This is a genomic window from Bacillus sp. SRB3LM (assembly GCF_015712745.1).
Lineage (GTDB): Bacteria > Bacillota > Bacilli > Bacillales > Bacillaceae_G > Bacillus_A > Bacillus_A thuringiensis_K.
Genome location: NZ_VWVQ01000010.1, coordinates 1 through 18,967, shown reverse-complemented (window position 1 = coordinate 18,967; position 18,967 = coordinate 1). Strand labels below are relative to the sequence as shown.

Below are 18,967 nucleotides of genomic sequence, written 5' to 3'. Positions count from 1 at the left end.
TACGTTCTTTCAAGATTTCAGAAACATCACGATAGCTTAAAGAAAAACGACAATAATAGCCGACGGCTACCAAGATAATGTCTCTCTCGAATTGCTTTCCTTTAAAATATCCCATATGTTATGCTCCTCATCTCATTTTTTCTACAGTCTAGCTCAGCTCCAAAAACTTTGCAACAGAACCCAATTTCATTAGAACAAGCATATAAAATACCAGCACATCATGCGATTATCAGTGTAAGAGCTGGTGGAGAAATGCAACCATCGTTCATTTGTAAGATGTCCCCACCGGTTAAAGCAAAATATGATAATAGTTTTCTAACAAAAAGGCATTCTCGTATGTATGGGCGTTCGTGGATAGAATTACAGCAAAAGTACGGATAATCCAAATGAAAAGGAGTTGTTTGTTATGAATGATTTAGCAAAAGAACTCAATGAAGCATTTCAAAAGTATAAGATCGGTCCACATGAAATTGCATATTGGATGTATCTCATATTAGAACGAATGACAGAGGATAATCGTGAGATGTATGAATAAGAATATACAAAAGAAGAAAGGAAACGGTTAGAAGGCATAGCAGACGCCTTAAATGGAATTACAAATTAGTGTTGGTGGTTACTTAAATAAGAAATGAAGCACAAGGCATTGTCGCTTGTGCTTTTTACATTCTCCAAAAATCATGTGGTTGTGCGTAAGGGTCTATTTTTCTAATAGCTTTCAAGAGTTTTTTCATTACAAGGGGTGTTGGAATATAGGTTTTGTCACGACAAGCCTTTGTCATTGTTGGTAAAGAAATACCCGCGGTATGCGCAATTTTTTGTTGTTCTATTCCATGACGATCCAGCCATTTTTTTAACATGGTTTTATTATCTTTAAAAAACACTTTGCATCTCTCCTAAACTTGTATAATTTGGTTACAAGTTTGGACAGATTTTTTAAAATCTATTCTTTAGAGTTTAATATTTTTTTAAATATGGGAAGAAAGCGAAATTTTTATGAAACAATGAAACGAACGATTCTTTTAATTTTTAGCTAGTAATCTGGTATACATATAATGCAAAGATTTGACTTACGCATCATACAACAAATCTTTGCAAGGCGGTTTCCAGAAATACTTTGACATTTACATGTAAGAAAATATAAAAAAAGACTTGAATTACAAACAGCAAATTAGAATTTAGTTTTGAAGAAAAATAATTTGTGTGGTGGAACAAAAATAAAGACGCATGATGTAGTTTTTTCATCATACGTTTTTATTTTTTGAAAAGAGCTTAGGCCAAAATCCTTGTTTTTGCTCTTGGGTGGACACTATAAGTTTCTGTGATTTTTTTATTTCATCAAAATTCCATCTTAAGAGTATATCAATGCTATAGCACAAGGTGAATGCGTGGTTGTTAAAGAATAAACTAAAGTAATGGGAAGACAGAAAAAGGTACTCTAGGAATTAACAGAATAATTAAATGGAATTAGGGATCCCTATAACAAAGATCAAAATTAATGGGTGCTATAGTATTGATACAGGTATGCTGAGTGGCTAAAGCGAAGACTAATAGAAAATAATACGGAGCACCATGGGATTCCCTTGCAAGTATTAAGCAGGAACTGAGAGATAAAAAACTTACTTGCAAGTGGGGTGAAAAGTGTACAATGAGTATTAAGGATTAGTAAAATGATACTGTGGTAAGAGTGTAGCGATACTATAATGGAGGTGGTTGAATGGAGAGCAGAGATGACGTTGTAAGTGAAGTGTATTTAAAAACAATAGATGTCTCCCGTATCACTAATCTAGCAGAAAGTACAATTAGAAAATATAGCTTAGAACTCGAAAAACAAGGCTATGAGTTTAATAAAGATGGCGACACAAGACTGTACCATACCGATGATGTGACAGTTTTTAATACTCTAAAAGAGATTAGAGAAAAAACCAAGGTTTCATTAAATCATGCTGTTAGCGTGTTGATGACACAGCATTCCTGTGCGACACAGGGTGTAGCGGGTTCGGAGGTTGCTGTGACAAGGGTTCGAAGTGAAGAGGAGCAATACGTGCTACAATCCATATCGAGCGAAATTAGGAACTTCCTAGAAGATATCAAGACTGAATTTATAGGTTTTCGAAAAGAACTTGAAATTGAACGTCAAAGCAATGATTTATTTAAACAAGAGCTTGAAGCGGAGCGTGAAAAAAATCAGGAATTAGAAAAGAAACTTGATCTTATTATGACAGAACTAGAAAAACTCAACGCTAAAGCTGATATTTCTAATCAAGAACCCAAAAGAAAGAAGCTATTTGGGATATTTTAAGTTTATACAAAACAAAAAGAGTTGCTCTCATATGGGCAACTCTTTTTGTTTTAGAAGTCAGGATCCTCTAAATCATCTTCATCTAATGATCCTGTAATGTTGGTATTCGTTATTAATTGCCCCATTTGACCTACATCTTTTAATAGATCGTCTGCCAGAGAATTATGGGTATTTTCATCTCTTTGCATAAGAACAGCAGATACAGGAGCCACCTGGAGATCTGAAATGGTTTGTGTAATATGTTTTATAGCGTTCATCATTTGTTCTTGGTTTTTTGAGACTTTTAGAAGTTCTTTTTTTGCATCAAAGGGCTTTTTTTGTGTTAAGTCGTGTTCAACTAATTGAATAATATAAGTTGCAAGCTTTTTTGAGCGGGCCTTTTGCTCAAGGTGATTATAAACTTCTTCGCTCATATGATCTGTTCGAAGCCCAAAGACGGTTTGTTTATCTGTTTTTTTAGTACGTCCCATAATGCGGCTCCTCCTTTCTGGCTATACTTATTTCTCTGTTTTTTGCAGCATTTCACCGCGACTTTTTACTTCAAGACCATATAAATTTAATTTGCGTGAATCTGGTAAGAAAATATGATTTGCTTGAGCAATTTCAGCTCCATACATTTCTTCAATGACTTCATGAATGCTAGTTTCTAGTATTGGGGCAACACCACCGAAATAAACATATTTATAAACTTTATCAGCTGGTGCAGGCATTACATCTTGGATTTTTAAAATTAGAAACTTAGCAAACTCTTTTAAGGAAGAACGAATTTTGTCCGTTAAATCTACACGCTGGCCAGTGTTTCCATCAACTAATTCTATTTTTGGTTTTTGGAAATTGTTTACTATAAATGTTTCGAATGAACGTAAATCAGAGAATTTTTCTAGGAACTTTTCTTTTCTTATTTTTTCAATATGAGATAGATAAGATAATTTGTCTATTGGTTGCATTGAATCACGGTTCTTAGGTGATTTTAAACCGGCTGGTGATAATACTAGATCAATCGTTCCGCCGCCAATATCAACAAGTACTGTATCGTTGTTATCGAATTGTCTTGCCTCTTCACGATCTTCTAATTCAAAATTCTTTTTAATTGCTAAACGTGCAATTTCCCCTTCGATACGACAAGTTGCCTTTTCTACAGTTATTTTTAATTTTTTTTCCATTCCTGGTGTATGTATTGTAACTTCATGCTCTCCAGCAAATCGTTCCGCCATTGCATTTTGGGCTTCACTAAATTTAGCTGTTCGTTTCAGTAACCATATAGGTAACATTGTTTGGAAATATTCAATTTCAACTGTATTGTCCTCCGATTCACGAGTTTCATTAACAGCATGATAGAAAGAAACAGCTGATAAAAACATTACGTAAGGGATAGGACTTGTAATTTTATCATGGAGTTTATTGACATGATTGTTAGCTAATGCATGTTTTCCAGCTTCGTCGCCAACTAAGAAGAAGCGTTCAGTGTCTTCTCCTGGGATTGTTGTTGAAATAAGTAGGCGAGATAATAATTCTTTAGGATTAGTAATGGTTGCTACAAAATGAGAATCAGCTTCGTCTTTACTGATTTCTACAACGTTTGTAGGAGTTTCGATATAGAAACCATCAATTAAGTTCATATCAAGTGAGTTTCCAGAATCCTTATTCATCATAGTAATTTTCATTAACTATTCACTCCTTTAGTTATCTTGTTAACAATATAACATTTTTTTAATTACGTTTGAAGGTTATTTTTGAAATTTGTTAACAAAAAATAAAGATAATAAAGTCTTTTATTTTAAGGTTTTATTGTTATTTTTATTTACTTTTCTATATTTATGTTAACTATAAAATATTTTGTTAACTTTAATTTTAATATATATTTATTTTTTAAAAGGTATATGTTTGTACCTTTGAGTTTTATTTTTGAAAGAAGATTTCCTCTTATAAATTTCAAGGGGAGTGAACGTTTTAATCTCTATTATTAATTTAATTATTAGAGGGCCCAGTACATATGAATCTACAAGCATCCCTTTACTATTAATATGTTATCTTTTATATGGTTCTCGCCAGTGCTTTGGAAAAATATGCTTAGCAAAAAAATAATGAGATGTCTATATGGGCAGCTCATTTATATCATTCTCGAAAGTGGAAGTTCGATTAGGGTTATCTAGATGACAAGGGAACCCTCTGTCCTTTTTGGAGAGAGCAATAGTATTTCATTTAAATAAAACTGATATTTCCTGCCAATTTCCTGTCCAACTTGTAAGTGAGAAAATCAACAGTAATCCGAATTTTCTTTTCTTGTGTAGCTGTTGTTAAATATTTTGTTTCTTGTATTTTTCGAACAGTTTTGATTAAAACTTTATCCTTTTTTTCTAAGCTCTCTTGGATGTATTGCTGTTGTTTTTGAAGTTGTTGTAGAAGTTCTTGGTTAAAAGCTTCTTGTTTTCTATTATGTTCTTCTAAACGTATTAAGCGTTCACCATATCGTTAAAACGTTCTTTTTCTGGTTGTAATGGTTTTTTAGTTGGAACGGTGACCCCATGATATTATCTTTAGAAACTCATGTCATTACGGCTTTCGCAGAGCGTTCTAACATCATATCTGGTTGTTGACTAAACTCTAATAATTTACGCAGCATGATAATGTCTTTATCAAAATATCCTCTATGCCACGTTCATTTTTTGGAAAATAATAACCGTTTTTTCTAATAGAATGGCGTATTTCCTTAATGTAATGCTGTCAATTTGAACCTCAGTAGGAGAATAAACTTTATCATGTTCTAGCGTCATAACGTTACACCTCCACTTTTTGTTATATAATTGATTAAAAGAATACACATAGGAGTGAGTTTATGGAACTTCAAAAACGTTTGGAGCTTATAGATCAATTAAAGACAGATGAACATATGAAGTTATTACTTGCTGGTATTAGGACTATCGGTGGTTTAGATAAGTTATCTAGAGATTTGTGTAAACTGCATAAAGTAAAGAATGAGACAATAAATGAAAAAATCAGGAAATACAGTGGTAATTTAGTAGATGAATTTGAAACTATGTCGAATGATTTTTATGAGTCTGCTGTTAAAGAAGTTGTTGAATTTTTTGGTTCAAGCTATGAAGATGATGACGAAGTTACAACCTATGTTTTTAATTATGGAAGAGGTCGATATGACATCGATAGTTTGATTGTAAAATTAAAAGATTTGTACATTGAAATTGATCAAATACCTGAGGGGTATGTGGGCTTATCTGCTGAGAACGGTAAAGTAGTTCTTGTTCCTGAAAATGAATTTGATGCTATGTTTGTTGAGAATAAGAAGGAAAAATAGTGTAAATTTAGGTTAACATTGCCCATCCCCCGAAGGATGGGCAATGTTAACCTTTATAGAACCAATAGCGTGAGGTAGGACGCCAGCGCCTTTCCGCTCAGCGTAGGTTTCCAACGTCCCCCTCCCAAACCGGACTTGCAAGTTTCCCTGCATCCGGCTTTCCAGTTATTCGCTAGAGGTTAGGTTTGTTCCGTCGTATCGTCCTCCATGAATATCAAGATGACATTTTTTACAGACTATCAAGGTTTTTCTGTTCTTGGCAGACATCGTAACTACCCATTTAGGGGTAGGTTTGTTCTTATGCTTATATTTGTTTTTGACGTCTTTCAATTTCCTAATATGATGAACCTCGAAATCTTTTGGATTGTCACTACTCTTTCCACAGAGTTCGCATTCAGACGCTAATATTCTTTTCGCTAGGCTACTATACATGAACTTTTTGTCAGGAAGGGAGTCCGATAGGTCGACCTTCGGTTTTCTAATCTTAATTAATGGCTCATTGAAATAAGTTAAAGTTTTAGTTCCTTTTTTTGTCTCATATTGTACTCCAAAAATCTTCCTGGTACCCTGACCGTCTTTCCTTTTGGTCTCTACTCCATACTTACTAATGACTTTTGTAGTCGATGTTTTTTCTTTATTTGCTATTGTTTTAAGAAGGCTTGTGTAATGGTAATACTTGAACCAATGGATTCTTGCTGCTACATTGTTAGCTAGACTGTAGTAGTTATATAGTCCTCGGATTTCTGCATTGTATTGGATAAGGGTTTCTAATACCGTCTGACTGATTCGTGCAGGGATGTTTGCTGGTTTTCCATTTTTGGAGTATTTTTGGATTTTATCTTTAATGACATCATAAGGGACGAGGAGAGCGATTTTTCCGTTGGCGTTTCTACGTTTGACACCATCACTACCTTTAGTGAGGTAGGTGTTATCTTTAATCTTGGTAATTTCATAACCAAGGAATCGCACCTTGTCCTCCATGTGTGTAATGAAAGTTTTGTTCATGTTTAATTCCAACTGTAGATTGTCCTTAAGGAAAAATCTAATTCGCTCCCTAATTTCTAATGCTACCCGTTTACTTCCGCTTATAAAAATGACAAAGTCATCAGCGTATCTATAATAGTCTACCTTCACGTAATCTGGGTCGAAAGGATCATAGACAGGAAGCTTTCGCATCTCGTTGAGATACTCCTGTGCTTTTTCCATCCATCCTTTCTCTAGTACCCATCTTCTTTTCCAGTACCATTTCATGTATTGAGGGTTCTTTTTCTTGTATGTACCCTTATTAAACTCCCCAATTATGTTTGATACGAAAATGTCCAGTCCATGAAGATAAATATTGGCCAGAATAGGACTGATAATTCCTCCTTGAGGGGTTCCGGAATACGTGTTGTATTTTGTTTCATTCTCCAGATACCCTGCTTTTAAAAATCTTGCGATGAGTTCAAGAAGTCTTCCATCGTCAATTTTTTTCCTTAAAAATGAGAGGAGTGTATCATGGTTGATATTGTCAAAGAAACCTTTGATGTCTCCTTCTATTGCCCAAACTGCTCCAGTACTGATTTTTTTAATGTCCGTAAGGATTGTATGACAGCTTCTGTTCGGACGAAAACCGTGTGAGCAATTAAGGAAGATAGGCTCATAGATGGCTTCAAGGATTTGTCTTAGGACTTCTTGAACTATCTTATCTTTAATGCTTGGGATGCCTAACGGCCTTTGCTTACCATCTTTTTTGGGAATGTATTTTCTTCTAACGGGTGTTGGTTGGTATTTCTCTTTTTTGATGTCATCAATGATTTCACTTATCCAAGTCAGATTGAATCCGTCGATAGTCTTTCCATCAGCGCCTGCTGTCATATTTCCTTCTTTTCCTTGAATTTTGGAGTAGGCTTTCAAATAAAACGTTGGGTTGTATAAGTTTCTGTAAAGCCCTTTGAAAGTATATTGTTTATCCTTTTTTGACTTTTCCTCTAGGATTGTAAGAGTTTGTTCAGCATTTCGCACCTCTCGTGCACCTCTCATTCTCTAACAAAATGAATAACCTGCCTTCCTTCGCCATGTAATAGGCTTTCCCTATCTCGAACTACTACGAAGGCTCCGTAGCCATAGCATCTATGCCTTAGGCTATCCCCAGTTGATGTAAGACACATGTTTAGGCGAAACTTAGGTTTCCCGTTCGTCACGTTAACGCATTTCCAATGCTCGGGGAATAAGAAGGAGCTTATCAATAACCGTTCGGCTGATATCGATATCCTTATTCCGAAGGCGTGTTAACGGATGTACGCCTTCCCCGCAAATAAGAGCCTTATGACTAGGATTCAAGCAGTTTAGCTTTAACCATATTTCGCGTTACTCTTGCAAGACAATCTGATAACCCGCTTCTCAGCTTTCTTGCGTTACCTACATGCTTTGTTCCCTTTCAGCGTTTCCACTTCCGGTAAGTAGGTTGAGTACTGGATGTTGCTCCAATCCAGACCTCTATCGAGGCAATGTATCAAACACCCTGTCTGGGCGCACCAAACGTTTTTCTCATGGAATGGGTTCCCCATTGTTCTGAGTCAATCCCACAAGCCTCTGCTGCTTGGTGTAAAAATGTATGAGCCATTTGTCTTGTAATCGGCTTATCTCCTTGCCGACTTGAAAATAACCAATCAGAATCCGCTCGATTACTTGTATACTTCGCAATTTCTTGCTGCAATACGGTATTGAAATAAACTTCCACCGTTGTTTCTGTTTTCTCCATTTTTATTTTCATGACATCTTTTCCACGAACATCTTTCACACGTAATCGTAAAATGTCGCTAATTCGCAAACCTGTGTTAATTCCAAAGTAAAACAGAAAATAATTTCGATACGAGGAATTTTGCAATAACCAATCTTTCATTTCTTCCACTTTTTCTAATGATCGAATCGGTTCCTTTGCTCCAGGTTTTCGTCCCCCCTTCGCCATATAAAATGACCTCCTAACACTGTGTTGTTTGTATCTTTTGTAAAAACTCATTTTTTCTCTCGTTTTAAAAACAGAATATTTAGTCATAAAACAATATTGTACCTCGAGATACTGTGATAGTATGAAAGTATAATATTGCGAGGAGGAATTCAAATGAAATACGTAAAAATGAAATTTACTCATGGAGATAGCTGTCATCATATCGAAGGGCCAGGGGTCGGTGGCGGTTCTAAATCAGCTCATGGAAATACAGGTGGTTCACCTATTAAAGAGCATGGAAAAGGTATTTAACTTTTAACAATGACTAAAAATCATAAATTGTAAGGCAGACCACAAAAGCTAAGACGTTTATTTTTCATGTGAACGACTATGTTAGCTTTAACAAAAAAGGAGGATTCAAATGAATTATAGTTATGCAGATGGAAATACTGGATATCATACCAGAGAACCTGGTGGCTTAGAATATTCGCAACATGGAAACACTGGTGGTCATCATATTGACGAACCAGGTGTAGGTTGGAAATATGCACATGGGGATACAGGCCACCATTTTGAACCAGGCGGAGCAGGCCATTAAAAAACAACACCTACAAAATACTTGTAGGTGTTGTTCCCATTTATCCATGCCGTTCCTTGAATTTTAATTTTGCTAATGCTAAAATACTAATATCCTTGATTATCAAGGAATACATTATGTGAGGTGATATAAATGGGTAACCTTTTTGAAAAAGAATTTGAGTCCATTGAAAATAAAGAAATCACAATTACAGGAAAAAGACAAATTACCATACCTAAAAATTATTATGATTATTTAGGTATGAAGGATTCCCTCCATGCCATCCTTACCCCTCAAGGGATTTTTTTAAAACCATCTAAAAAAGAACAAACAGTGTATGAGGAAGATATTCAAAAAATTGTTTCTGAATTAATTGCCAGGGGCTATAAGGGTGGCGAACTGGCCGAGAAGCTATCAAAAAGAATCGCTGAATACGAACAGTTTTTAGATCATAAGATTGGGCAATTCCAGAAAGAGATGGCAGGTTCTGTAGGTAAGGAGGATGATTTCAATGGACTTGACATTTTCTTTGACGAAAAAGATGGAGAAACTGATTAAAAAGTTAGAAAAAAGACAAAGGAAGCTTGTAGATGAATATGAAAACAAAAAGGAAATTATCTTAAAAAATCCAGGTATCGGTAAGACACTTAAAGGTGATCTAAGTGAGTATAGAGTGTATGATTGGACGATACAGGGAACTGGAATTCGTTTAGCATATGTGTACTATATGGAAGACAATCACATTGTCTTTGTATATTTTGGAACTAGAGAGAATTTTTATCAAGAATTAGGACGATATGTCAATTAAGTTGAGAAGCAGGATTCCTTTACCAGGTATTTTGTTGACAAATGAGCAATTCAGCGGAATTGAGTCTCTCACCACTCAATTCCCTTTTTTATGTTATAACAATCTGGAATGAAATTTCAATAATAATACGAAAGAGAGATAGGAATAATCCTATCTCTCTTTCGTACAAGGGTTTCGATGACAGAAAACTCATACAGCTCATACTCTATTTTAAATTAATAAGACAGAAAATTAAATTTATTTATTAATTTCTCAATATGATTTCTTGTATTTCAAAATTATAATATAGTCAATTCTTTTTATTGCTATATATTTGTTATTTCCTGTTGAGAATCCTTATGAAGGATTCTTTTTGTCATAATATATAATCTAATCCCTGCAATAACTATGTATTTTTTATATAGATACGGTCGATATAGCCTGTTTATATATCAATTGTTGTTTATCGTTGTTTTTAATTAAAATCGTAAACTTATCCACCGCAAGAATTTTTCCAGTTATTCTAAAACTTTTTAATAAGATAATTGTAACTTCTTTTTCGGTTTCTATTGCTTGCTGATATACTTCATCTTGAATAGTAATCATTTAGATCGTTGCAACTCCTTTACTTTTTTAGAATCGTTCATGGCTTCTAAAAAAGTATATTCTTTTACCGTCATTTGAACGGTTGGACAATACTCGGTTTTTGATAATTTATGAAGTAAAGAAAGGTTTTTACTTAATTGTTTTACCATTTCATCTAATGTAATTTGATTCGTACCATATTCAATCACTGGGTTCAAAAATACATCTAATCCTATGAGACTTGGTTCAATGAGAGAAACAACCTCTTGTACTTTTGGCAATATGACCGTTTCATAGCGTTCTTTAAAGGATTCTAAATCATCTGGCGTTGGTTCATTAGAACAGAATTTTTTAAATGCTACCACACGAATATCGTTCCGCAATTCTTCAATACGTATTTGATAAAACTCCTGGTCAAATCCTTCTTTATCCGCAACGTCAAAATGGAGCTCTGTCTGTGATCTACGTTTTTTTTTGTGAAAATCCATGAGGATTTGTTCTTTTGAATTAAACATCATGATAAAGACTGTACGTTCTAAATTCATGATTTGATTTACAACACTTAGCGTCTCATCTAATATCTTTGCTCGTTCTTCATCAGTTAGCTTTCGAATGGATGAAGGAATAAGTTTTTTTATATTCTCAAATGATTCGGATTGTATAATGTGCTGAAGTGAAAATTGAGCGACGTCAGGTAAACAAGGGTCTGTTGTTCGATCAAGAAGAAATAGATCCTTAATTGCTCGTACCGTATTTTTGATTTCTTTTTGAGCCTGCCGAACCGTTTCTATACTTCGATCAACGTATTGTGGCTGTTTTAAACGGTTAAAAATATACTCACGTCTTTCTTCGAACCGTTGCTGTAAAAGGGACATAGCTGTTTTCCCCTCTCTAATTTTCTGAATTGAATAAACTTTCCTTTTATATTGTATCATTAAACCTTTTGGATTGGGGGACGATAGCAAAGTTTATTTAAACAGACAAAGTTTGAAAGTGCATATCAGACAATCAACAACGAATATTCTTTACCAAGGTAATTATCAAAGTGAATATCAAGTTCATAACCAAAGAATCTATCATGATAGCACTACCAAAAGAAATCGTTAATTTCACTATGTATTTACGCATTTTTGATTTTTGTTTATAAAGGGAGGAATCACGGTGGAAAACAAAATGGCAGCAAAAGAAAACTGTGAGTATTGTAATTGTTATTTGTCGCTTTGGATGTATTGGGAGTATTACGGAAAGAAGTATTGTTCTGAAGCTTGTCAATATCTAGATAACAAATAAGGGGCAGTGACAATGAAAAATTTTTATGAGGTTATTGGTAACCAAATAAAATTCTATTTGAAGGATGATCCAATGAAAGGATGGAACCAAATCCCTAGTCCTCAATTTCGAAATAGTCAAGAAATATCTGAATGGTGTAGGAGCTCGACGAATGAGTTCATGTGTCAATGGGATGCGTTTAATCAAAATGCGATGAGTACAACGGATACGACAGATTTTTTGTACAGGTGGATGAGTTGGTATGTGGCGGAGCCACTGAATGGTACAGCACGAGAAATACGAAAATTACCAGATGAACTGGCCAACTTCCTAACAAACGTACCTGTTGATGCATTTGAACTAATCAAGAACACCTCTCACATGGTTTTAGATTGTATTTACTGTGCACTGGACTGGATACCACAATTATTAACGATTTTGTTTTTCTAGGAGGGAAAAATATGTTTAAGCGAAAAGAGATTATTTCTTTCCAATCCTTCATGGATCAGACCTATAAGAAGAAAAAACAAACAAAGGTATACAGTATAGGTCCTATCAGTCCATTTGCATTCTTTCATATGTCACAGCCACTTGTTCATACCTATATTGCACTAGGTGTATTAGGAGCCCTTACAATTGGCGCTGTTTTGTTAGAGAAATACCTGGTGCGTAATGATCATATGTTTCCGGCAAAACTTGTTTCAGAAGGGCTGCATTACGGTGTAAGAATAGGTGGGATTGGGTTCATTGGCTATGTATTCATTCGCATTTTGATGATGTTATAGGGGGCGATGTACTTGAAAGAGTGGTTACAAAAAAGAAAGTATAAACATCAATTAGAAACCGTATTTCGAAAAGCGAAGCTATATGATGAGCATGTTACAAGAGGAGGCAAGGTTCCAGTTTATCCTAAAATCCATGACATCTTAGAACAAAAAGAAAGTGTACGGTACACTTTTACATTGCCAAATGGAGTGGATCCAGCGCAAATTCAAAAGAAATGGTTTTGTTTTGAGCAAATTTTAGGGAAGAATCTCATGATTCAAGGCAGTGTTAAAAAGTTTGTACTTCACGTATTCTTTTCTGATGTGGGATTACAGCAATTTACGTATCGATATAAGCATTGGCAGCCATTACTACAAGAGTATCGTTTGCCAGTTGTGGTAGGACGTGATCAATTCGGGAAAATGATTGTTTATGATATGGTGGAGGCAAATACACCACACTTATTGATTGCGGGAGAAACTGGGAGCGGAAAAAGTAGTATGGTACGCGTTGTTTTATCTACACTCATTCAATATAAGTCACCGGACCAACTCCATCTATACCTGGGGGATTTAAAGAATTCAGAGTTTCACTTTTTACGAAGAGTGAAGCATGTAAAAGATGTTTGTATGGAAGAAGTGGAAATGACAGCGATGTTGAAAAAGTTATGGAAAGAAGTGCTGCATAGACGAAAACTGATGGAAGAATATGAAGTGGGCCATATCGATGAATACAATGAAATGACCTCAAATGAACAGATTCCTTATATCTTACTTGCAATTGATGAATTAGCCATGCTGCAAGATGAGCAAGAATGTACTACCATCATAGAAAAAATATCCGCTGTAGGCCGATCGCTTGGTACCTTTCTTATGCTGAGTATGCAACGTCCAGATGCGAAAGTGTTGGATGGCAAATTAAAGCTCAATATGACGGTAAGAATGGGATTTAAATGTACGGATTCTATAAACAGTACGATCATGGGTACGCCAGGATCTGAAAACTTGGAGCAATCTGGCCAAATGATCCTAAAACTAAATGGATTACAGAAGGTGCAAGCTCCTTTTCTAGAATTAAGTAAAGCGAAAGAAATCATAGAACCCTATCGCATTCCAAAAAAACAAAATGCTATGGATAAGGTGTTAGAAGAAGATAGACATGAAGCTGTATTTGGGGTGTTAGATGATGCTGACGAGTAGAGATGAACAAATCATAAGTAATTTACAGCAATTTCGTTGTATGTCGCGAGATGATATTATTGATCTTCATTTTAAGAAAGTAAAAAATGCAGTGACTTGTTGTAACACTGTCATGAAGCGATTATGTCGTGAGGGATATACGGATGTAGACACTTCTCAACGCCCATACGTATATTTCCCTTACCCTAATCAAATCCGAAAAGGAAGCCAAAAAATTCGTCATTTCTTAGCGATTGTAGATGTATACAAACAGTTACTACAAGTTGAAATACCAAAGGTGTTCGAGGTGGAACCTAAATATAAAAAAGGGTATATGGAGCCAGACATATTTGCAATTTGGCGAAAGAGTCCATTCTTTATTGAAGTACAAAATTCTATCTACAGTAAAGCAGTGATGCAAGCGAAGATAAAACGATACGAATTGTATTTTCATAGTATGGAATGGCAAAAAGAATCATGGCAGCCAAAACATACGCATGTATTCCCTTCTCTGTTACTTCTTACTGATACCAAGTATCCAATCTCCAGCTCAAATTTCCGTATATTTCAAGCTCCCTCTATTCAGCACTTTCTAGAGCAAGTTACACCAAAATCAAACAGTATTTCTGTGCAAATTGGATCGTCAAAACAACAATTATAACGAATTGGCAAAAAAAATCATCTCTAGAAAAATTAGAGATGATTTTTGATTTCAAGCTAACACGTATCTTTTAATTAGCCTATTGAACGTTCGTGATAATGTATTTTCCTTCTTGATTTTTATCAATTTCCTCTGTGGAAAAGGAATCTACTGTAACCTCATTCATTTTCCAAGATTTTTGATCTGTATCATATAATGCTTTTGCTTGCACATTATAAACTGCATCTTTTTCTGGTGAGTACTTTTGAGATGGAAGATGGTATTTTACCTTTCCTTCCATTTCTAAAATAGGGTATCCTTTATCATTTGAAACAATCTTTACAACCTCTTTATTCAAATATGATTTTACAAGTGTTCCTTTCCAAGGATCAGACCATGTATTACGTGCTGCCGAAGCAAAAGGTTCTGCTTTTTGATTCTTATATTTTTCAGTTACTGATTTGAAAGAATCAATGCTTTGTTTTGTACTTGCATCCCCATATTCCTTTAAAAATGTATGGAAAAATTGATTCACTTTTTCTTCATCGACTTTAAATATATACTTTTGTTGTTTTCCAAAAAAAGAGTTATTTTTTTGATCGTTTAATTTAGAAATACCATCTTTCCCCCAAGGAAAGTCTGCTTTTAATTGTATTTCTTCTTCATCTTTTTTATTAATTGGACCAAATTTTTTCGATTCAGCATCTCCAACCTTAATACCTGTAGGTTTTCCCTTAAATACAATTTCTGAACCTATAAATTCCTTAGATAAGTCTAGTTCGTCTCCTTTTAAGCTGAGTGATACACTTTCAACAGGATCATCTCCGCCTAAATTCATAGTGGTTTTATCTGTTACAGTGGTCCATTTGTATTTTTTTACTCCAGTTAATTCGTACACGCCAGGTATAAAAGGTTTATCAAATACGGAAGGTGAAACTTTTTTGCCGTTTAAAGATAAGACAACGTCTTTATCTATATCTTTAAGGCTAACTTTTACCTTTGCTGGTTTAACAACATAATTATCGAAAAATATCCAGGTCTTTCCTTCTTTTGCTATGGTATACGGTAATATAGCTTTACTACGCGCTTCCAATGCCTTAGTGGAAACAGCTGTATTTTCTACATCCATAACATCCACCATTACAGGATACATTTGCTTGTATTTATCAGATTCCTTTAAAAACGATTGTACACCATCCTTAGCAAATGGAGCCGACTGTACATCTTGTGGTAAAAGTGATAAAAATGTATCAGCATCTTTCTTTTCAAAAGCCTGTAGTAATTTTTCTCGCACTTCTTCTTTAGAATGACGGGCTACTAATCCACTTACAATAAATCCTATAATACAAAATAAAACAATTCCTGTTGTCAGTATTCCTTTTTTACTTTTGAGATAAGAAATTTCCACGACTCCTGTCCCTTTTTCCATTTTTTATAATTTCATTATAAGATAATGAAATTATAAAAAATGGAAATAAGTGGTGAAAAGTGATTTTTCAGAAAAATAAACTTTATCAATAATTTTCAAGGCTATCAAATCTTACTTCAACTTTACATATCCCAGAAATCACTCATTTTCTTCCTAGAATCAACTTTACGTATAGCTTTTAAAAGTCTTGCTATAGTTTTTTGACTTGGAATATAGTTTGGATCATTGCAAGTCTTAGAAATTGTATTTTTATTTAGCTGTGTAGCCTTTTCTAATTCCTTTTGAGGTATTCCATTTTTGTCTAACCATTTCCCTAATTTGCTACGTTTTTTTCTAATACCCCACATGTAGGATTCATCTCCCTTCTTATCTGGTAACAGCTTGTACAAAATTCTTAAAATATATACCTTGTTCCTAATCTTTTAGGAATATGTTTGGATATCAGAACATATATTGTAAAAAATAAAACAAATAATTTTTTGTACTTTTTTTGTGGAATATAGAATACATATACATTGCAACACTTGTTGATAAAAACATGTATAGTGACAAGTGTTGCATAGCCGGTTTCGTGAAAAGATTGTAATTTTATTAGATTCATAGTCGATTTAAGGGAGCATTGCGGTAAAATCGCGGTGTTTTTTTATGTTGTATATATGCTAGGGTATCGATCTTATTTTATTTGCCTGTATCGCTAACTATTTTGTTATTCAATAAAAGGTGATTAAAATAAAGTTCAAAGGCATGTCTTTTTTGATGTAGAATAATAACAGAAGAGGAGGGGGACGTGTCCATGGACGATACCATGAGTATAGATAATATTACACAAGAAAAAGCCTATTGGGCTGCGGAGGTTGCAGAGCGCCTTAAAACAAATACCTCTACATTGCGTAATTGGACAAATGCATTAGAAAAAGAAAATTATCAGTTTATTAAAGATGCTAACGGACGTCGAGCATTCTTAGGAAAAGATATTGAAAATCTAAAATTACTCCAAAAATGTTTGAAAAATAATATGAGTATGAAAGACGCTGTCCATGCTGTTATATCAAGTATTGAAGGACAAATACGGACAGGTATTGTCCGCGAAAAAGACCGTCCGTTAATACGTCCATTAAGTGAGGACGCTGTAGAAAGAATTGTAAATGAGGCATTAGAAATTCAACAAAAAGAATTTGAAGAAAAAATAGAGAAACAGAATAAAGATTTCGAAAAAATGCTGAATCAAAAACTGACGGAACAGGCAGAATTCATTTTTAAAAATATAAATGAAATAACGGAAAAAAGGGATAGAACAGCCTTGGAAGTAGAAGTTGAAAAAATAGAGGAAACTAAAAAAAATGGATTTCAAAAATTATTAGGTTTTTTTAAAAGTTAAATTTAAAAAAGAGTTGCCCTTATATTAAGAGCAACTCTTTTTACACTGTACTATGCACAAGAACATAATCTGTGTTATCTAATGAATCCTAAGTTCTATTTTGTTATTTTTTAACTTTTGCTTGTGCACTCGCCAAGATTGCTAAATAGTCTTGATCGTGCGGATCAGTCTCTTCTTTTATATTTTCTGTTTGAGATATGGTGTTTTCTTCAGTCTGGACATTGGTGTGTTCTGTTGTGGAAATAGGTGTTGGTACTCCTCTAGCAAGTAACATTGCTAATTTCATGGTATCAGTTATCCCATGTAATTCCATAAGATTTGACCAGGCAGTTAATACTTCTTGTATCTTTTTATTTTCATATCCCTTTTCCCCAGAACCTTCTTTTTCCCAACGTTTTACTAGTTGGTAAGCCTCTGGGGCTTTAATTGGATTAATTGACATTTGAAGTTTCTTTGGTTCCATCATCTAAGGGTGCACCACCTTTTGAGCGATAAGCAGCACTAATCATTTTCCATAGCCCTAAAACATTTGCTTCTTGACCTTCTTCACCTAAAATAACGAAATTTTGATTTGGTTTAGAAGCTAAACGGTCTTTATGAAGCGAAGCGAGTCCACCAGTCCAGAGAACTTTCCCATACGAGGTAATATTGTATTGGTTTTCTAATAAATATTCAAAAATACTTTCTAAGTGTTGATCTAAAATCTTAACAATTACTTTATCTTCGGCTATTGGATGAAGATCTCCATCTTTTAATACGCCATGTTGAAGAATTAACGGTATATTAGATAATGTTTTAAAGTATGGTAATTCTCCATATAACTCAATTAGACGTTTGCGGATTTTAATATAGGCATTATCTACACCTTCATTGCTGTAGTTATCGTCTGTTACAAAATTATTTGTTACAACAGCAGGGTCAAATGTTCCAGCTCCACCATCACAAACAAGTACTTCTTCTTCTTTTTTTATTTTCTTCTCACTTAGCGCATACATATAAGAGCCTAGCGGCTGAGGCAATACAAGTACATCAGTAATGTTGATAGTAACATCGACACCAGATACTGTAATTTTGCTTTAGCTTTTCTTCGCATTGTGCATAGTGTTCATTAGGAAGCATTAAACCAAGAATAGGAATCTTAATTTCTTTTGCTGTTGGGAAATCTTTTGCAATAAATGCATATAGCATTAATTCGTAACGTTCAGAGAAATAGCGATCTGCTTTATCGATTGTTTGGGCGCGTTGCGGTTTTAATTTCGTTTTAATTACATCGCGTCCTAAATAAAATAAATCCGTTTTATTTAAACTATACGTATCGAGATTAGATGAATTATATCCCGTTGGTTTTTGAGCGATGACAGAGGAGTCCACCTCTACAAGCCCCTTGTCATTGAATTTTCGTTTAGAGAAACCATTTCCTAAATCTAAAGTATACAATGATTCAATTACTTCTGTTCTTAAAACATTAACCATTATATGACCTCCAATTAATCATTTTTAATTTCGAAAACTTATCGATAAGTTGTTGTTTGATTATATTATACTATCCTTATTCAACAAGGTAAAGAACAATTATCAATAAATTATCAATAATTTTTCTTTAATGTATCGTTCAGCCTAAACTTGTTTCAATGCACTTTGATATGAATAATAAGTTATTGATAACTTATTATTCAATTATCGTTACGAGAGAGCGAAGGGATAATCAATTAAAAGCCCTGGTGTTTGAAGTGAACCCGAATAGTGGTACATGAAAAAAACACCTCCTGAATTCGCATACTAAGTATGCAAATTCATTGGAGGTGTTTTTCGTTTGAA

27 protein-coding genes and 2 pseudogenes are annotated in these 18,967 nt (G+C 34.3%); 14 read left to right on the top strand and 15 right to left on the bottom strand.

Going from position 1 to position 18,967, the window contains the following annotated elements; genetic code table 11:
* A pseudogene (locus F3I02_RS10655) lies at positions 1-115 on the bottom strand (IS6 family transposase); the annotation flags it as partial.
* Positions 116-174: 59 nt separating this feature from the next.
* Between F3I02_RS10655 and F3I02_RS10650 the strand changes: the two are divergent.
* Both F3I02_RS10650 and F3I02_RS34400 read left to right on the top strand, forming a co-directional pair.
* Positions 175-381, top strand: a pseudogene (locus tag F3I02_RS10650) (hypothetical protein); the annotation flags it as partial.
* Between the two features lie 25 nt (positions 382-406).
* Positions 407-535: a hypothetical protein gene (locus F3I02_RS34400; protein ID WP_269061761.1), complete on the top strand. Its 129-nt coding sequence runs from the start codon at positions 407-409 to the stop codon at positions 533-535.
* 124 nt (positions 536-659) lie between these two features.
* Here F3I02_RS34400 and F3I02_RS10640 read toward each other — a convergent pair whose 3' ends face one another.
* Positions 660-881, bottom strand: coding sequence for a helix-turn-helix domain-containing protein (locus F3I02_RS10640; protein ID WP_196477947.1), 222 nt, complete (start codon positions 879-881; stop codon positions 660-662).
* A gap of 833 nt (positions 882-1,714) precedes the next feature.
* Here F3I02_RS10640 and F3I02_RS10635 point away from each other — a divergent pair.
* The gene (locus F3I02_RS10635; protein WP_196477946.1) at positions 1,715-2,299 is read left to right on the top strand and encodes a hypothetical protein; all 585 of its coding nucleotides are present in this window, start codon (positions 1,715-1,717) and stop codon (positions 2,297-2,299) included.
* Positions 2,300-2,349: 50 nt separating this feature from the next.
* Here F3I02_RS10635 and F3I02_RS10630 read toward each other — a convergent pair whose 3' ends face one another.
* From F3I02_RS10630 to F3I02_RS34395, 4 genes are all read right to left on the bottom strand, one after another.
* Positions 2,350-2,769: a hypothetical protein gene (locus tag F3I02_RS10630; RefSeq protein ID WP_196477945.1), complete on the bottom strand. Its 420-nt coding sequence runs from the start codon at positions 2,767-2,769 to the stop codon at positions 2,350-2,352.
* A gap of 27 nt (positions 2,770-2,796) precedes the next feature.
* A complete protein-coding gene (locus F3I02_RS10625; RefSeq protein ID WP_196477944.1) occupies positions 2,797-3,963 on the bottom strand; it encodes an Alp7A family actin-like protein in 1,167 nt (388 codons plus the stop codon).
* 538 nt (positions 3,964-4,501) lie between these two features.
* Positions 4,502-4,672 (bottom strand): DUF3967 domain-containing protein, encoded by a 171-nt coding sequence (locus tag F3I02_RS34835; protein ID WP_374058639.1) that lies wholly within the window; start codon positions 4,670-4,672, stop codon positions 4,502-4,504.
* 275 nt (positions 4,673-4,947) lie between these two features.
* Entirely contained in the window at positions 4,948-5,073 is a 126-nt protein-coding gene (locus F3I02_RS34395) for a hypothetical protein (protein ID WP_269061760.1), read from the bottom strand.
* A gap of 62 nt (positions 5,074-5,135) precedes the next feature.
* Here F3I02_RS34395 and F3I02_RS10615 point away from each other — a divergent pair, with 62 nt between their 5' ends.
* On the top strand, positions 5,136-5,612 hold the full coding sequence (locus F3I02_RS10615; RefSeq protein ID WP_196477943.1) for a hypothetical protein: 477 nt from the start codon (positions 5,136-5,138) through the stop codon (positions 5,610-5,612).
* Between the two features lie 165 nt (positions 5,613-5,777).
* On the opposite strand, the gene ltrA is transcribed toward F3I02_RS10615, so the two are convergent.
* Together ltrA and F3I02_RS10605 are read right to left on the bottom strand one after the other, a co-directional pair.
* Entirely contained in the window at positions 5,778-7,616 is a 1,839-nt protein-coding gene (gene ltrA / locus F3I02_RS10610) for a group II intron reverse transcriptase/maturase (RefSeq protein WP_308018533.1), read from the bottom strand.
* Between the two features lie 490 nt (positions 7,617-8,106).
* Complete coding sequence (locus F3I02_RS10605) at positions 8,107-8,562, bottom strand: tyrosine-type recombinase/integrase (RefSeq protein WP_230876804.1); 456 nt, start codon at positions 8,560-8,562, stop codon at positions 8,107-8,109.
* Between the two features lie 153 nt (positions 8,563-8,715).
* On the opposite strand from F3I02_RS10605, the gene F3I02_RS10600 reads away from it, so the two are divergent.
* The 4 genes from F3I02_RS10600 to F3I02_RS10585 all read left to right on the top strand — a co-directional run bounded on the left by F3I02_RS10600 (position 8,716) and on the right by F3I02_RS10585 (position 9,926).
* The gene (locus tag F3I02_RS10600; RefSeq protein WP_196477941.1) at positions 8,716-8,853 is read left to right on the top strand and encodes a hypothetical protein; all 138 of its coding nucleotides are present in this window, start codon (positions 8,716-8,718) and stop codon (positions 8,851-8,853) included.
* A gap of 109 nt (positions 8,854-8,962) precedes the next feature.
* Positions 8,963-9,139 carry a hypothetical protein gene (locus tag F3I02_RS10595; RefSeq protein WP_001109965.1) on the top strand — a complete coding sequence of 59 codons (177 nt, stop codon included), beginning with the start codon at positions 8,963-8,965 and terminating at the stop codon, positions 9,137-9,139.
* Positions 9,140-9,271: 132 nt separating this feature from the next.
* Positions 9,272-9,676, top strand: coding sequence for an AbrB/MazE/SpoVT family DNA-binding domain-containing protein (locus F3I02_RS10590; RefSeq protein WP_196477940.1), 405 nt, complete (start codon positions 9,272-9,274; stop codon positions 9,674-9,676).
* On the top strand, positions 9,630-9,926 hold the full coding sequence (locus tag F3I02_RS10585) for a type II toxin-antitoxin system RelE/ParE family toxin (protein WP_000366275.1): 297 nt from the start codon (positions 9,630-9,632) through the stop codon (positions 9,924-9,926). The genes F3I02_RS10590 and F3I02_RS10585 overlap by 47 nt, the downstream gene beginning before the upstream one ends.
* A 396-nt stretch (positions 9,927-10,322) precedes the next feature.
* Here the strand turns inward: F3I02_RS10585 and hfq are convergent, their stop codons facing one another.
* Positions 10,323-10,511: an RNA chaperone Hfq gene (hfq, locus tag F3I02_RS10580; protein WP_196477939.1), complete on the bottom strand. Its 189-nt coding sequence runs from the start codon at positions 10,509-10,511 to the stop codon at positions 10,323-10,325.
* A complete protein-coding gene (locus F3I02_RS10575) occupies positions 10,508-11,365 on the bottom strand; it encodes a hypothetical protein (RefSeq protein WP_196477938.1) in 858 nt (285 codons plus the stop codon). The genes hfq and F3I02_RS10575 overlap by 4 nt, the downstream gene beginning before the upstream one ends.
* A gap of 286 nt (positions 11,366-11,651) precedes the next feature.
* On the opposite strand from F3I02_RS10575, the gene F3I02_RS34390 reads away from it, so the two are divergent.
* Genes F3I02_RS34390 through F3I02_RS10555 form a run of 5 tightly spaced genes read left to right on the top strand, consistent with a single transcriptional unit; the run spans position 11,652 to position 14,363 of the window.
* Positions 11,652-11,780 (top strand): hypothetical protein, encoded by a 129-nt coding sequence (locus tag F3I02_RS34390; RefSeq protein WP_269061759.1) that lies wholly within the window; start codon positions 11,652-11,654, stop codon positions 11,778-11,780.
* Positions 11,781-11,792: 12 nt separating this feature from the next.
* Complete coding sequence (locus tag F3I02_RS10570) at positions 11,793-12,209, top strand: hypothetical protein (protein ID WP_196477949.1); 417 nt, start codon at positions 11,793-11,795, stop codon at positions 12,207-12,209.
* A gap of 11 nt (positions 12,210-12,220) precedes the next feature.
* On the top strand, positions 12,221-12,544 hold the full coding sequence (locus tag F3I02_RS10565; protein WP_196477937.1) for a hypothetical protein: 324 nt from the start codon (positions 12,221-12,223) through the stop codon (positions 12,542-12,544).
* A 6-nt stretch (positions 12,545-12,550) separates the two neighbouring features.
* Positions 12,551-13,723, top strand: coding sequence for an FtsK/SpoIIIE domain-containing protein (locus F3I02_RS10560; protein ID WP_196477936.1), 1,173 nt, complete (start codon positions 12,551-12,553; stop codon positions 13,721-13,723).
* Positions 13,707-14,363, top strand: a complete 657-nt coding sequence (locus F3I02_RS10555) for a replication-relaxation family protein (RefSeq protein WP_196477935.1) — start codon at positions 13,707-13,709, stop codon at positions 14,361-14,363. Before F3I02_RS10560 ends, F3I02_RS10555 begins: the two co-directional genes overlap by 17 nt.
* Positions 14,364-14,442: 79 nt before the next feature.
* Here F3I02_RS10555 and F3I02_RS10550 read toward each other — a convergent pair whose 3' ends face one another.
* Positions 14,443-15,750, bottom strand: coding sequence for a TcaA 3rd/4th domain-containing protein (locus F3I02_RS10550; RefSeq protein ID WP_196477934.1), 1,308 nt, complete (start codon positions 15,748-15,750; stop codon positions 14,443-14,445).
* Positions 15,751-15,893: 143 nt separating this feature from the next.
* Positions 15,894-16,118, bottom strand: coding sequence for a helix-turn-helix domain-containing protein (locus F3I02_RS10545; protein ID WP_103591641.1), 225 nt, complete (start codon positions 16,116-16,118; stop codon positions 15,894-15,896).
* A 446-nt stretch (positions 16,119-16,564) separates the two neighbouring features.
* Here F3I02_RS10545 and F3I02_RS10540 point away from each other — a divergent pair, with 446 nt between their 5' ends.
* Positions 16,565-17,149, top strand: a complete 585-nt coding sequence (locus tag F3I02_RS10540) for a MerR family transcriptional regulator (RefSeq protein WP_230876806.1) — start codon at positions 16,565-16,567, stop codon at positions 17,147-17,149.
* A gap of 103 nt (positions 17,150-17,252) precedes the next feature.
* On the opposite strand, the gene F3I02_RS10535 is transcribed toward F3I02_RS10540, so the two are convergent.
* Genes F3I02_RS10535 through F3I02_RS33840 form a run of 3 tightly spaced genes read right to left on the bottom strand, consistent with a single transcriptional unit; the run spans position 17,253 to position 18,622 of the window.
* A complete protein-coding gene (locus F3I02_RS10535) occupies positions 17,253-17,615 on the bottom strand; it encodes a hypothetical protein (protein ID WP_230876802.1) in 363 nt (120 codons plus the stop codon).
* Positions 17,581-18,144 carry a hypothetical protein gene (locus F3I02_RS33845; RefSeq protein WP_230876801.1) on the bottom strand — a complete coding sequence of 188 codons (564 nt, stop codon included), beginning with the start codon at positions 18,142-18,144 and terminating at the stop codon, positions 17,581-17,583. Before F3I02_RS33845 ends, F3I02_RS10535 begins: the two co-directional genes overlap by 35 nt.
* Positions 18,145-18,178: 34 nt before the next feature.
* On the bottom strand, positions 18,179-18,622 hold the full coding sequence (locus F3I02_RS33840; protein ID WP_230876800.1) for a hypothetical protein: 444 nt from the start codon (positions 18,620-18,622) through the stop codon (positions 18,179-18,181).
* Between the last annotated feature and the right edge of the window lie 345 nt (positions 18,623-18,967).